The organism is Robiginitalea insularis (genome assembly GCF_052497835.1).
In genome coordinates, this window is sequence record NZ_CP199296.1 from 2,830,137 (window position 1) to 2,842,737 (window position 12,601).

A 12,601-nucleotide genomic window follows, 5' to 3' on the forward strand; every position below is an offset into this window, starting at 1 on the left:
TCGATTAATTATTTAATTCATGCTTGTTTAAACTCCACGCCCGGGGACGTGCCGCAAACAGTTGGCGGGTACGGCTCCAGACCTCCTTAAAAAAATCCGAGTCCCGATAAGCCTGCAGGTCCTGCTCGGAGTCCCAGAGGGAATAGGTAAAAAACACCTCGGGCTCATCCTTGTCCTGCAGCAACTCTACATGCCTGCATCCCGGGAATGCTCGTATCTTTGGGGCAGAGGCCTCAAAAATTTGCTCAAAACTAGCAATATTTTCGGGTTTGAAAGTCATTTGGACAAATCTGGTGAGCATTTAGGTAAAATTTATAATTACAGTATCCCGATAGTCCATCCCGAGCAGCGTTGCAGCTCCCCCAACCGTGTTCATATTACTTTTATAAATGGCCAGTTCAACATATCCCGATGAATTGAAAAGAGCCATAAGGTCCCCAGGACCCCTGCGCTGCCCCGGTTCCAGTTCAAAATTGACGATATCGCTGTACTTTTCATGTATCTCGGATAACTTTTTATTCCGCGCCTCTACCGTATATTTTCGGCCTTTGCGATACGCTTCAAAGAGGTTCCTGTGGATATTGGTGATCAGGTTGCCATAATTGTCGATATAGATGACGCTGCCGACGATGCTATTTCCCTGATTTGAAATTCGCGGGGCGTATTCCTTAAAGATTTTAAGCCCGCTAAAAGGCTTGCCAACCACTTCCAGGGTGCCGCCCCGGGCCAGGTGGCAGGCCACCTGCACAAAAACATCGAGGACCGGAAATGAACTTTTAAGACTGTCCGGGAGGTTGATCTCCACTACTTTTTCCGGGCTTATTTCCTCTGTAATCAGGCTGATCACGCCATTATCTGCCGTTATGAAGTAATGCTTGTCAACCAAAACGGCTATATGGGTGTTTTCAACGGTTTTTTCGGAATCCACGCCAACAATATGAATGCTGCCATCCGGGAAGGCCTTGTAGGCATTTTTGAGCAGATAGGCGCATTCCTGAATATGGAAAGGGTTAACCTGGTGGGAAATATCAACGATGCGGGCGTCCTCGAGTTCCTTGTAAATGGTTCCTTTAATTGCTCCTACGAAATGGTCTTTGAGGCCGAAATCTGTAGTCAGGGTGATGATAGGCATCCGATGTTGTTGATATTTTTTTAGCTGCTCAAACTGAATTTTACGTAAGTTTGTCGAACAAAATTAAGCAAAAAAACGGCGGAGCAAAGTCTTGTTTCCTCACTGAATTTTTAAAGCCAGATATTTTTTGAACGAACTCAGTCTAGAACTCACAGAAATCAACCCCAGAGACTTTTTCGGGGACAGAAATTCCAACATCGACCTGCTCAAAAAATCTTTCCCCAAACTGAAAATCGTGGCCAGGGGAAGTAAAATCAAAGTTTACGGAGATCCGCCGCTACTCGAGGAATTTGAGCGACGCTTCAATATGCTGACTGAGCATTATTCCAAGTATAACAAACTGGATGAAAATGCTATTGAACGCATCCTGAGCAGTAACGGGAAAGAGGATTATCAGTCTTCTGCCCTAAGTGGAGATGTACTGGTGCACGGTGTAAACGGCAGGTTGGTAAAGGCACAGACCGCCAATCAGCGCAAGCTGGTGGATGCTGTTTCCAAAAATGACATGGTCTTTGCCATCGGGCCGGCGGGTACAGGAAAAACCTATACCGGGGTAGCCCTGGCGGTACGGGCCTTGAAGAACAAACAGGTAAAGCGGATTATTTTAACCAGGCCTGCAGTGGAAGCAGGGGAGAACCTGGGCTTTTTACCGGGAGACCTCAAGGAAAAACTGGACCCGTACATGCAACCGCTTTACGATGCCTTAAGGGATATGATCCCGGCTGAGAAACTCAGTTTGTTTATCGAAAACGGGACCATACAGATTGCCCCAATGGCTTTTATGCGGGGCCGTACCCTGGATCATGCCTTTGTGATCCTGGACGAGGCACAGAATACCACCCACGCCCAGATGAAAATGTTTCTGACCCGTATGGGCAAGAATGCCAAGTTTTTGCTTACCGGAGACCCCGGGCAGATAGACCTTCCCAGGCGGGTTATTTCCGGGCTGAAAGAGGCCTTGTTGATCCTGAAAAACGTACAGGGGATTGAAATGATCTATCTGGACGATAAGGATGTGATCCGGCATAAGCTCGTAAAGAAGGTTATTGACGCCTACAAGAATATCGAACATCAGAATTAATCCGAAATGCAGACCATCACCAGCACTGATTTTGAGTTTCCCGGACAACTCGGGGTATATAAAGGTAAGGTGCGGGAAGTGTACTACCTCGAGAATGATCTCCTGGTAGCAGTAGCCACAGACCGGCTTTCCGCCTTTGATGTGGTCATGCCCAAGGGCATTCCGTATAAAGGTCAGATCCTGAACCAATTGGCACTCAGGATGATGCGGGCCACGGAAGATTTGGTCCCAAACTGGATGCTGGGCAGCCCGGACCCGAACGTAACGGTCGGAGTCCGCTGCGAGCCGTTTAAAGTTGAAATGGTCATCCGCGGTTATCTGGCTGGGCATGCCGCAAGGGAATATAAGGCAGGCAAACGGGAGCTGTGCGGGGTACCCATGCCGGAGGGGATGCAGGAAAACGATCCTTTTCCAAACCCTATCATTACCCCCGCCACAAAAGCCGAGAAAGGGGACCATGACGAGGATATTTCCAGGGAGGCGATAATCGAAAGGGGGCTGGTCAGTGAAGCAGATTATGCCGTGCTGGAAGATTATACCCGAAAGCTCTTTCAAAGGGGGTCTGAACTGGCGGCGGAAAAAGGCCTGCTGCTGGTAGATACCAAATATGAGTTTGGCAAAAAGCCAGATGGAACCATAGTGCTGATCGATGAGATCCACACCCCGGATTCTTCCCGATATTTCTATGCAGAGGGCTATAGCGAGCGGCAAAAAAAAGGAATCGCCCAAAAGCAACTGTCCAAGGAATTCGTAAGGCAATGGCTCATTCAACACGGGTTTCAGGGCCTGGAAGGGCAGGTGCTCCCGGAGATGCCGGACGATTATATCCAATTGGTCTCAGAGCGCTATATTGAACTCTATGAGAAGATACTGGGCGAGCCTTTTGTAAAGGCTGATATATCTGATATTCAGGACCGGATTGAAATGGGCGTAACTACCTACCTCCGGCAATTGAATTAAACGGCTTCAGACCGCATAAGTGAACTCACAGCTCTATTTCAAGCCCGATCGGACAATGGTCGGACCCCATAATATCCGTGTGGATAGTGGCGCTTTTGACCTTTTTAAGCAGTGCATCGCTGATCAGAAAGTAATCGATCCGCCAGCCCGTATTGCGCTCCCGGGCCTTGAAGCGGTAACTCCAAAACGTATAAGCCACCTCCTCCGGGTGCAAGCTGCGCCAGGAATCGGTAAACCCGGCCTGTATGAAATTATCCATCCCATCGATTTCCACTTGGGTGTATCCGGCAGTTTTATTGTAGTTTGACTTGTCGTTCTTTAAATCGACAGGGCGGTGGGCCACATTAAAATCCCCACAGACAATCAGCGGCTTTTTCTTTTCCAAACCCATTAGGTAAGCCAGAAAATCGGCATCCCATTTTTTTCGATAATCCAGCCGGTCCAGCGCCTGGCCAGAGTTTGGAACATATACATTAACCAGGTAAAAGTCTCCGTAGTCTGCACATTGGAGTCTCCCTTCGGAATCGTGTTCTGCATGCCCCATGCCCGTCTGTACAGAAAGCGGGCTGGAGGTGGTTGCAATAGCCGTTCCGGAATACCCCTTTTTATGGGCTGAATTCGAAAAGATTTCGTAATCCTTTAGCGGGGCCAGTGCTTTGGCCACCTCTTCATCCTGGGCTTTGGTTTCCTGCAGGCAGAGGACGTCCGGGGCAAGGTTGGCAACAACCTCGTAAAAGTCTTTTTTCACAACAGCCCTCAGGCCATTGACATTCCAGGATATTAGCTTCATGGATTTACACCTTTAATTAGGGAGACTCAGCATATGTGAACAATGATGCCTTTTCTAAAGCAAACAATATCTGTTAAATCAGGGGAAATACAAAAAAATGCATTCATCAATCGGCAAGTATAGGAGAGGTCCGGACGGGCATAAAAAAAAGACCGTCTTTTGACGGTCTTTTTGAGGGTGTAGCGAGAGGGAGACTTGAACTCCCGACCTCAGGGTTATGAATCCTGCGCTCTAACCACCTGAGCTACCTCGCCATGTGCTTTGAAAGCGGCTGCAAATATAACTTTTAATTTTTCCCAAATCAATAATCGGGCTTCAAAAAGTTTTTTCCGAATTATTTTTTTATCATTTTTAAATCTATATATTGCCCGAAGGTAAACACGAATGGAATGGATGATAAAATTAAGTTTGAGCTTGAATTTGTAATACAGTCATCCCCGCAGTTGCTCTTCCAATATTTAGCCACCCCATCCGGATTATCAGAATGGTTTGCAGACAACGTCAATTCGAGGGGTGAAAATTTCACTTTTATTTGGGACGGCTCTGAAGAGGTTGCAAAATTGCTGAAAAAGAAAACAGACGAGTTTGTACGTTTCAGCTGGGATTACAATGAAGACGATGATTATTTTGAAATGCGGATCATCGTGGATGAAATCACCAAAGATGTTTCTTTGTTTATAACTGATTTTGCCGAGGAAGACGAAGTTGACGAGGCAAAAATGCTCTGGGAGAACCAGGTATCCGATCTGAAACAAGTGCTGGGTTCTACCTGAATCCCCTCATAAGATTGTATCTTTGGCCTTGAAAATTCAAGGCTTTTTTTATGATCAATTTTAACGGGGACTTGCTGGCCGAAAACTCAGATTATCTGAATCATACCAATAGGGGGCTCCGCTACGGCGATGCCCTTTTTGAAACGCTTAAATACAACGGGAAGTCCATTTTATTTTGGGAAGACCACTACTTTCGGTTAATGGCTTCTATGCGGCAGTTGCGCATGGAAATCCCGGTTTCCTTTACTATGGAATACCTGGAGGCGGAAATCAAAAAAACGCTGAAAAGTTCTCAGATGGAAACCGCTCCTGCCCGGGTTCGGGTTACCGTTTTTCGCAACAGCGGGGGCTACTATCTGCCGCAGACGCTGGAGGTTTCATTTATCATTGAAGTGACTCGGCTTTCCGAGGCGGAATATCAGGTAGATGAAAGCCAATGTATTTTTGAGTTATACAAAGATTACCTGATTCCCGCGGACGGCCTCTCCCGCCTGAAACACTCCAACAAACTCATACACGTCCTCGGGAGTATTTACGCCTCTGAAAATGGATATGACAGTTGCTTTCTGCTCAATCAGAAAAAAGAGGTCATAGAGAGCCTCAAAGGGAATATTTTCCTTCGCTTTGGAGATAAGATCAAGACCCCACCGCTGGAGAGCGGATGTCTGGACGGGATTATGCGGAAACAATTGCTAAAAATCGGACAAAGGGATACACGGCACCAATGGGAAGAAGCGGTTATTTCGCCTTTTGAACTGCAGCAGGCCGATGAAATATTTACCACTAATGTCATTCAGGGACTCAGGCCGGTTACCAATTATCGAAAAGCAAATTATCAGATAGAAGCCGCCCGGCAGTTGACCGAAACACTAAATAACAGGATACGGGTAATGGCCTAATTAAGGCTTGGATTCTCGGGGGCATTAGACCAAAGCAGGTAGTCTCCGCCAAGTTCCATCATTTTTTCCCGCCAGAAGGCCTGGGTTGATTTTTGGATGATGTTACTTTCGTATTTGTTATTGACCACTATCCAGGACTTGGAAAGTAATTCCTGATCCAGTTGCAGGGAATCCCACCCGGAATACCCCAGGAAAAAGCGAATATCATTCTGGGTGATTTTACCCGAATTGATCAGATCAACCGTCATTTCAAAGTCTCCGCCCCAGTAAATACCATCCGAAATTTCCACCGAATCGGAGATGAGTTCCGGAACTTTGTGGATAAAATACAGGTTGTCCTGCTCCACAGGCCCCCCATTAAAGACGGGGAAGGGAACTTCAATTTCCTCAACCAGTTCATTCATACTGTAGTTCAGGGGCTTATTGAGGATAAACCCAACCGAACCTTCCTGGTTGTGTTCAGCCAGCAACACCACGGAACGATTAAAGGAAACATCCCCGGTTAGCGCTGGTTCTGCGATTAGTAATCTGCCTTTATTTGGTTTTACACCAACCATATCGATCCGCTTGTCCTTTCTAAAATAGAACAAATCATTTAAATATCAAAAACCTGCAAAAATAAAGCGCCCCGGATTTTCCGGGGCGCTTGTCAATATTTTTGATTTCTGCCGTACTTAGTTTACAGCATCGCTCAAATCAGAACCTGCTTTGAACTTCACAACGTTTTTAGCTGCGATCTGGATGGTTTTTCCTGTAGAAGGGTTTCTTCCCTCACGTGCATTTCTTCTGGATACTGACCAGGAGCCGAAACCTACTAAAGAAACACGGTTTCCTTTTTTCAGAGCGCCTTCAACGTTTCCAAGAAAAGATTCCAATGCCTTTTTAGCAGCTGCTTTTGTGATACCGGCATCTGCTGCCATTGCATCAATTAATTCTGTTTTGTTCATAATTTGAATAAATTAATAGTGGTTATACATATTGCAAAGCGAAAACAAATTTATACGGATTTAGCGTTAACACAAGTAAAATAAGGGGAAATCCCCGTTTTTGTTGATAACTTCGGGCGTTTGTTGATAAAGTTGGAAATTTAGGTGCCTTCAGGAAAGCCTTTAAAACAGGGGGCTTAGCAGAATTTGGCAATTTCTGCCACCGTATACCCATTCAGCAGATCCTTTACGGCCATTTTTCGCTTCCCGGGAAGCTGCATTTCAAGCACCTCCAGCATGCCTTTTCCGCACTGTACAAATAGCCGGTTATCTTCAACCAAGATTCGGCCGGTATCCATACTATTATTCTTTTCAGTGTATTTGGAAGCAAATATTTTTACAATTTCTTCCTCCCCATTGTTCTGAAAGAAGGACCAGGCCCCCGGATAGGGGCTGAGCCCCCGGATCTTGTTGTGGATTTTAGCTGCAGGTTGCGTCCAGTCCAGCTGGCAATTCTCCCGATTCAGTTTGGGGGCCTTCTGATAGGTTTTGCTCATGTCCTGGGCATGGGTGGTCGTATTTCCCTGTTCGATCTGGCGAACTGTTTCTACTACTAGCTCTGCCCCCAGTTCCATCAACCTGTCGTGCAGCTGCCCGGCGGTCTCGTCTGGTAAGATGTCCGTTTTCTTTTGGAGGATAATATTTCCGGTATCAATCTGCTCGTCTATAAAGAAGGTGGTAACACCTGTTTGCGCTTCTCCCCGGATAATAGCCCAATTGATAGGTGCAGCCCCCCGGTAATCGGGGAGCAGGGAGGCATGCAAATTAAAAGTTCCCAACTCAGGCAGGGCCCATACAACTCTGGGAAGCATTCTGAAGGCAACGATTACCTGCAAATTGACTCTGTAATCCTTAAGCGTTTCAAGGAATGAGGGATCCTTAAGGTTTTCCGGTTGCAAAACCGGGATATGCTGCTGCAGTGCAAAGGCCTTAACAGCCGAAGCCTGCAATTTTCTTCCTCTGCCGGCAGGCCTGTCGGGCGCTGTTACCACAACTACTACCTTAAATTCCTCCCGAAGCAGGGCTTTGAGCGATCCAACCGCGAAATCCGGGGTGCCAAAAAATGCAATTCTTAATTTTTCCATCAATTCAGTATATATTCATTTTGCCGGCCAAGCCGCAAGCGACCCTCCTGTAATAACTGTTGCAGGCAGCTCAATAGCTCGGGTTCAGGAAAGGCCGATGTGGCTGACAACTCCCTGGAGGTCATGGCCCTTTCTTTTAAAGCACTCATTATTCGGTCTCTCATTTCCGGTTCGGAATGGATTTCAGGCGCGTCCTGCAGGCATAGGTCGCACTGACCGCACCGGTCTCCCTGAGGTTCTCCGAAATATTCCCGTATCAGGTTTTGACGGCAACCGCCGCTGGCCCTGAGGAATAAAGCCATCTGGGCTACCTTTTCTTTTTTAATTTTTTGCCGTGCCTTTAACTGACCGGAAAAGGCATAAATGGTCTTTTCATCTTGGCGGACCCGGGTAAAACTCAGTTCCATATCCCCCTGTGAAAGCTGCAGTTCAATCAGCGCGTATTTTTCGAATTGTTGCAGGGAACGGATCACCGAAGATTCCGCAATCCCCACTTTTGCTCCTAACAAGCGGGTATTTATGGAGGTTGTAAAATCAAAAAGCCCACCATAGGTTCGGAGCAGGCTTTTTATCAGCAATTCAGCCCCGGGGTTTTTATGTATATAATCCCAAAGTTGTTGTTTGGAGCAAATAAACTTAAGGGAAGCTGAAGTTTTGCTTTGCTGACTTAGCCGGATCACTTCCTGCCGGTCCAAAATTTCGAGTGTATTATAGGCTTTCATTTGTTGCAGCCCATAGCGTTCGCAAAAATGGCTGAAGTCCATAGGAAAACTATGCTCAGGCATTTCACCGTAAGACACCTGGAAATAATTGCAAAGGTGCCGGTAGATACCCACCACTTCCTTTATCTCGGGAATGTTGCCCAGGAAGAATTCTGCTGCCCTTTTAAGGTCACCCGGTGCCACCAAAAGGACAGCCCATGCAGGCAATCCGTCTCTTCCGGCCCTTCCGGCTTCCTGCACATAGTGTTCCAGGGTTTCGGGGACCTCGTAATGCACAACCAGGCGTACGTCGGATTTATCGATCCCCATCCCGAAAGCATTGGTGGCCACCATCACCCTCTTTTTTCCTAAGAGCCAATCTTCCAGTCTTGTGGTTTTCTGGTCCTGCAAAAGCCCTCCGTGATAGGACGAACTGGATATTCCTTTCGCTGTCAAAAAATCCGAAAGGCTTTTGGTTTTTCTTCGGGTTTGCACGTATATAATGGCACTGCCATCTATGTTTTTAAGCAGCTGCTGCAGCCGGTGGTCCTTATCAGCGGTCTTCAATACCCTGTAGCTGATGTTCGGCCTTTCAATGGAGTCCCTGAATACCAGGGGGTCTTTCATATGAAGGCTTTGCTGAATGTCCGCAATAACATTTTCGGTTGCCGTTGCCGTTAAAGCGATCATAGGGGTTTGTGGAAAAACTTCTTTCAGCACGGCGCACTCCAGATAGGCCGGGCGGAAATCAAACCCCCACTGTGAAATACAGTGAGCTTCATCTACAGCTATCAGGCAAATATCGAGATATTTGAGGCGCTCCAGGACGATCTCCTGCCGCAGGCGTTCAGGGGAAAGGTAGAGGAACTTGTAGTTGCCGAACTGGGCATTGTCCAGGCGCTCTGTCAATTCCTGCTGCTTTATTTTTCCGAACAGCCCCATGGCCTTTATATTTCTCGCCTTTAGATTCGCTATCTGGTCTTCCATCAGGGCAACCAGAGGGGAGATAACGAGGCAAATGCCCTCCATTGCCAGAGCAGGCAACTGATAACACAGAGATTTACCGCCCCCGGTGGGCAGAAGCCCCAGCACATCCCTATGCTCCATCAAAGACCTGATGATGGCCAACTGCGAGCCCTGGAAGCTTTCAAAGCCCCAGTACTGCCGGAGATAATAATGCGGATCTTTATTCATTTGCGTTTGCAATCAGTTTCAGAAGCTGGTCTGCCCTTGATTCAACCGGGCCCAGGGGGAGGTCTATCGTATTGTATCCGCATTTTTGATAACTGGCCCTTAGATGCTCGTGGATCGCGCAGGCTTCTTCAAACGATTCCAGGCGTTGGTCATCCTGCCTGTAAATTGCTTTCCAGGGCGGAAGTAAAATGGCGAGGTGGTATTTCAGTTCCTGGCAGGGCTGCAGGAAAAGGCGTCCGTAGGGTTGGTTGAAGTATTCCATGTACGCGATAATATCAGGGATGCCACGATCGTAAAATACAAATGGGTGCTGTAATTTTTTTGCATGGTGGAACTGCTCAATTCTACCCTCGAGAATCCGCTTGTTGAATTCGAGCGGATCCTTTACAAAAGCAAGCGGATTGATAAGCTGCTCCCGCCCTGTTTCGTTTTTCCGGGCTTCCAGGGTCATTTCCCGGATAATTTCATGGAAACAGTGGAACCCCCTTTGTTCTAGGGTTTGAATAAGAGCGGTCTTTCCGGTTCCCGGTCCTCCGCTGATTACGATACGTTTTACAGACACTTCTCCTGGCTTTCAACTTCAAAAATACGCAATCCCTTTGGGCTGCTCAAATGGCTGTTTTTAGACTATATTTGCAAAAATATTTTGCATGGGAAAAGAGAATGCTGAAGAATTTTATGGCCGGCTCAGGGAGGAATTGCAAAAATCGACCACCTGGCCATCCAATTACCTCTATAAATTTATAATTCCCACAGACCCGGAACGGATAGAACAGATCGGCAGTATCTTCAACAATACGGGAGCTGTAATTGAATCAAAAAAATCCAGGAATGGGAAATACACCAGTCTTTCCATTATGGTACACCTTGAAAACCCGGACCAGGTAATCGAAAAATACAGGGAAGTAGGAAAAGTTAAGGGGGTAATATCTCTTTAATAAGCGGAACATAACTGTTTCTTATGGTAGTATGCCTAAATTTTGGTACTTTGCAGAACTTCTTGTATATAAGTTAATTTAATACCTAGCACACCTTTTGAATTTAGTAGAAAACCTCGAATACAACACGGAGCGCCCGCACCTGCATATCCCGGAATACGGCCGCCACTTCCAGAAAATGGTAGACTATGCCGTGAGCATTGAAGATCGTGAAGAACGCAACCGCATAGCCCAGGCCATAATCAGTGTAATGGGAAATATGCAACCGCACCTCAGGGACGTTCCTGATTTCCAGCATAAATTATGGGACCAGCTCTTTATCATGTCCGATTTTAAACTGGATGTGGATTCACCTTATCCCATTCCCAGCAAGGAATTACTGGCGCAGCGCCCGGACCCTCTGGAATACCCGCAAAACCACCCAAAGTATCGCTTTTACGGTAACAACATCAAACGAATGATAGATGTGGCCCGTAAATGGGAAAAAGGGGATAAGCGGGATGGCCTGGAGTACGCTATAGCCAACCATATGAAAAAGTGCTACCTGAACTGGAATAAGGATACGGTAGACGACAAGGCCATCTTCAACCATTTATACGAGTTGAGCAATGGTGAAATTGATTTAGCTTCGGATGGGGAAAACCTCACTGAAAGTGGTCAGTTTCTCAAGCAGCGAACCGTTAAATCCAACAGGAGTAGTTCCGGAAAGAAGAGTCAACGTTCGAATCGGGGTAAAAAGCGCTATTAGATTTCATGGGAACATTTATTATTGAAGGAGGGCATAGCCTGCATGGCGAAATCACCCCTCAGGGAGCGAAAAATGAAGCCCTTCAGATTCTTTGTGCTGTTTTGCTTACCGCTGAGCCCATTACTATCCATAATATTCCGGATATCCTGGATGTAAATAAACTGATTGCCCTTCTGGAAGACCTGGGCGTTAAAATCCAGAAAAAGGGCAAAGGCTCCTATACCTTTAAGGCAGACGATATAAACCTGGACTACCTGCAATCGGCGCAGTTTAAAAAAGACGGGGGAGGTTTGAGAGGCTCTATAATGTTGGTAGGACCTTTACTTGCCCGTTTCGGACAGGGATACATTCCCAAACCCGGAGGTGACAAAATCGGCAGGCGCCGTCTGGATACGCATTTTGATGGCTTTATAAAACTGGGAGCCAAATTTCGATACAATCGTGAAGAACACTTCTATGGGGTGGAGGCCAAGCGCCTGAAAGGCACTTACATGCTTCTGGACGAAGCTTCGGTAACCGGAACAGCCAATATCGTTATGGCGGCTGTTTTGGCAGAAGGCACCACTACCATTTACAATGCGGCTTGTGAACCCTACCTGCAACAGCTTTGTAAAATGCTCAACCGGATGGGGGCAAAGATCAGCGGGATCGGTTCCAACCTGCTCACCATTGAAGGGGTAGATTCCCTGGGGGGTACAGAACACCGCATGCTACCAGATATGATTGAAATTGGTAGCTGGATTGGTCTTGCCGCGATGACCCGCAGCGAACTGACCATTAAAAATGTGAGCTGGGAAGACCTCGGACTCATTCCTTCTGTCTTCCTCAAACTCGGTATTTCCCTGGAGCGCCGGGACGATGATATTTTTATTCCGGCCCACAAGAAAGGATACGAAATCCAGAATTATATTGATGGCTCTATCCTTACTATTGCAGATGCCCCCTGGCCGGGATTGACCCCGGATCTTTTAAGTATTATCCTTGTGGTAGCCACCCAGGCAAGGGGAGAAGTGCTCATTCATCAGAAAATGTTCGAAAGTCGTTTGTTCTTTGTGGACAAACTACTGGATATGGGGGCCAAGGTTATTTTGTGTGACCCGCATCGGGCAACGGTAATAGGGCACGATTTTAAATCCACCTTAAAGGCAACCACCATGGTTTCCCCGGATATCCGGGCAGGGGTATCCCTGCTGATTGCTGCCCTGTCTGCCAAAGGCACCTCTACCATTCATAACATCGAACAAATAGACAGGGGTTACGAAGCGATTGACACCCGACTAAGGGCGATAGGCGCCAGGATTACACGGCTGTAAT

15 protein-coding genes and 1 tRNA gene are annotated in these 12,601 nt (G+C 47.0%); 7 read left to right on the plus strand and 9 right to left on the minus strand.

The features are described from left to right. Positions 1–4: 4 nt before the first annotated feature. Together ACT6NV_RS12805 and ACT6NV_RS12810 are read right to left on the minus strand one after the other, a co-directional pair. Complete coding sequence (locus tag ACT6NV_RS12805) at positions 5–301, minus strand: putative quinol monooxygenase (protein ID WP_445384838.1); 297 nt, start codon at positions 299–301, stop codon at positions 5–7. Next, positions 302–1,132: an SAM hydrolase/SAM-dependent halogenase family protein gene (locus tag ACT6NV_RS12810; RefSeq protein ID WP_445384839.1), complete on the minus strand. Its 831-nt coding sequence runs from the start codon at positions 1,130–1,132 to the stop codon at positions 302–304. Between the two features lie 127 nt (positions 1,133–1,259). Here ACT6NV_RS12810 and ACT6NV_RS12815 point away from each other — a divergent pair, with 127 nt between their 5' ends. Together ACT6NV_RS12815 and ACT6NV_RS12820 are read left to right on the plus strand one after the other, a co-directional pair. After that, positions 1,260–2,213: a PhoH family protein gene (locus ACT6NV_RS12815; protein ID WP_445381993.1), complete on the plus strand. Its 954-nt coding sequence runs from the start codon at positions 1,260–1,262 to the stop codon at positions 2,211–2,213. Between the two features lie 6 nt (positions 2,214–2,219). Next, positions 2,220–3,173 (plus strand): phosphoribosylaminoimidazolesuccinocarboxamide synthase, encoded by a 954-nt coding sequence (locus ACT6NV_RS12820; RefSeq protein ID WP_445384840.1) that lies wholly within the window; start codon positions 2,220–2,222, stop codon positions 3,171–3,173. 25 nt (positions 3,174–3,198) lie between these two features. Here the strand turns inward: ACT6NV_RS12820 and ACT6NV_RS12825 are convergent, their stop codons facing one another. Continuing rightward, positions 3,199–3,963 carry an exodeoxyribonuclease III gene (locus tag ACT6NV_RS12825; RefSeq protein ID WP_445384841.1) on the minus strand — a complete coding sequence of 255 codons (765 nt, stop codon included), beginning with the start codon at positions 3,961–3,963 and terminating at the stop codon, positions 3,199–3,201. A 180-nt stretch (positions 3,964–4,143) separates the two neighbouring features. Further along, a tRNA-Met gene (locus tag ACT6NV_RS12830) sits at positions 4,144–4,217 on the minus strand. A gap of 135 nt (positions 4,218–4,352) precedes the next feature. On the opposite strand from ACT6NV_RS12830, the gene ACT6NV_RS12835 reads away from it, so the two are divergent. Both ACT6NV_RS12835 and ACT6NV_RS12840 read left to right on the plus strand, forming a co-directional pair. After that, positions 4,353–4,736 (plus strand): START-like domain-containing protein, encoded by a 384-nt coding sequence (locus ACT6NV_RS12835; RefSeq protein ID WP_445384842.1) that lies wholly within the window; start codon positions 4,353–4,355, stop codon positions 4,734–4,736. 50 nt (positions 4,737–4,786) lie between these two features. After that, on the plus strand, positions 4,787–5,635 hold the full coding sequence (locus ACT6NV_RS12840) for an aminotransferase class IV (protein WP_445384843.1): 849 nt from the start codon (positions 4,787–4,789) through the stop codon (positions 5,633–5,635). Here ACT6NV_RS12840 and ACT6NV_RS12845 read toward each other — a convergent pair. The 5 genes from ACT6NV_RS12845 to ACT6NV_RS12865 all read right to left on the minus strand — a co-directional run bounded on the left by ACT6NV_RS12845 (position 5,632) and on the right by ACT6NV_RS12865 (position 10,163). After that, on the minus strand, positions 5,632–6,192 hold the full coding sequence (locus ACT6NV_RS12845; protein WP_445384844.1) for a YqgE/AlgH family protein: 561 nt from the start codon (positions 6,190–6,192) through the stop codon (positions 5,632–5,634). The two genes, ACT6NV_RS12840 and ACT6NV_RS12845, sit on opposite strands and share 4 nt — an antisense overlap. A gap of 117 nt (positions 6,193–6,309) precedes the next feature. Beyond that, positions 6,310–6,582: an HU family DNA-binding protein gene (locus ACT6NV_RS12850; protein ID WP_445381997.1), complete on the minus strand. Its 273-nt coding sequence runs from the start codon at positions 6,580–6,582 to the stop codon at positions 6,310–6,312. Between the two features lie 176 nt (positions 6,583–6,758). Beyond that, positions 6,759–7,706 carry a methionyl-tRNA formyltransferase gene (gene fmt / locus ACT6NV_RS12855; RefSeq protein ID WP_445384845.1) on the minus strand — a complete coding sequence of 316 codons (948 nt, stop codon included), beginning with the start codon at positions 7,704–7,706 and terminating at the stop codon, positions 6,759–6,761. Continuing rightward, a complete protein-coding gene (locus ACT6NV_RS12860; protein ID WP_445384846.1) occupies positions 7,706–9,601 on the minus strand; it encodes a RecQ family ATP-dependent DNA helicase in 1,896 nt (631 codons plus the stop codon). The genes fmt and ACT6NV_RS12860 overlap by 1 nt, the downstream gene beginning before the upstream one ends. Further along, positions 9,594–10,163 carry an AAA family ATPase gene (locus ACT6NV_RS12865; RefSeq protein WP_445384847.1) on the minus strand — a complete coding sequence of 190 codons (570 nt, stop codon included), beginning with the start codon at positions 10,161–10,163 and terminating at the stop codon, positions 9,594–9,596. Before ACT6NV_RS12865 ends, ACT6NV_RS12860 begins: the two co-directional genes overlap by 8 nt. 88 nt (positions 10,164–10,251) lie before the next feature. Between ACT6NV_RS12865 and ACT6NV_RS12870 the strand changes: the two genes are divergently transcribed. The 3 genes from ACT6NV_RS12870 to murA all read left to right on the plus strand — a co-directional run bounded on the left by ACT6NV_RS12870 (position 10,252) and on the right by murA (position 12,600). Beyond that, complete coding sequence (locus ACT6NV_RS12870; protein WP_445384848.1) at positions 10,252–10,539, plus strand: DUF493 family protein; 288 nt, start codon at positions 10,252–10,254, stop codon at positions 10,537–10,539. Positions 10,540–10,636: 97 nt separating this feature from the next. Next, positions 10,637–11,287, plus strand: coding sequence for a DUF4290 domain-containing protein (locus ACT6NV_RS12875; RefSeq protein WP_445382002.1), 651 nt, complete (start codon positions 10,637–10,639; stop codon positions 11,285–11,287). A gap of 5 nt (positions 11,288–11,292) precedes the next feature. Further along, complete coding sequence (murA, locus tag ACT6NV_RS12880) at positions 11,293–12,600, plus strand: UDP-N-acetylglucosamine 1-carboxyvinyltransferase (protein WP_445384849.1); 1,308 nt, start codon at positions 11,293–11,295, stop codon at positions 12,598–12,600. Position 12,601: the final 1 nt, after the last annotated feature.

Coding starts and splice junctions, on each gene's coding strand:
- ACT6NV_RS12805 (WP_445384838.1), bottom strand. CDS start 301: ATGCTCACCAGATTTGTCCAAATGACTTTCAAACCCGAAAATATTGCT.
- ACT6NV_RS12810 (WP_445384839.1), bottom strand. CDS start 1,132: ATGCCTATCATCACCCTGACTACAGATTTCGGCCTCAAAGACCATTTC.
- ACT6NV_RS12820 (WP_445384840.1), top strand. CDS start 2,220: ATGCAGACCATCACCAGCACTGATTTTGAGTTTCCCGGACAACTCGGG.
- ACT6NV_RS12825 (WP_445384841.1), bottom strand. CDS start 3,963: ATGAAGCTAATATCCTGGAATGTCAATGGCCTGAGGGCTGTTGTGAAA.
- ACT6NV_RS12835 (WP_445384842.1), top strand. CDS start 4,353: ATGGATGATAAAATTAAGTTTGAGCTTGAATTTGTAATACAGTCATCC.
- ACT6NV_RS12840 (WP_445384843.1), top strand. CDS start 4,787: ATGATCAATTTTAACGGGGACTTGCTGGCCGAAAACTCAGATTATCTG.
- ACT6NV_RS12845 (WP_445384844.1), bottom strand. CDS start 6,192: ATGGTTGGTGTAAAACCAAATAAAGGCAGATTACTAATCGCAGAACCA.
- ACT6NV_RS12850 (WP_445381997.1), bottom strand. CDS start 6,582: ATGAACAAAACAGAATTAATTGATGCAATGGCAGCAGATGCCGGTATC.
- fmt (WP_445384845.1), bottom strand. CDS start 7,706: ATGGAAAAATTAAGAATTGCATTTTTTGGCACCCCGGATTTCGCGGTT.
- ACT6NV_RS12860 (WP_445384846.1), bottom strand. CDS start 9,601: ATGAATAAAGATCCGCATTATTATCTCCGGCAGTACTGGGGCTTTGAA.
- ACT6NV_RS12870 (WP_445384848.1), top strand. CDS start 10,252: ATGGGAAAAGAGAATGCTGAAGAATTTTATGGCCGGCTCAGGGAGGAA.
- murA (WP_445384849.1), top strand. CDS start 11,293: ATGGGAACATTTATTATTGAAGGAGGGCATAGCCTGCATGGCGAAATC.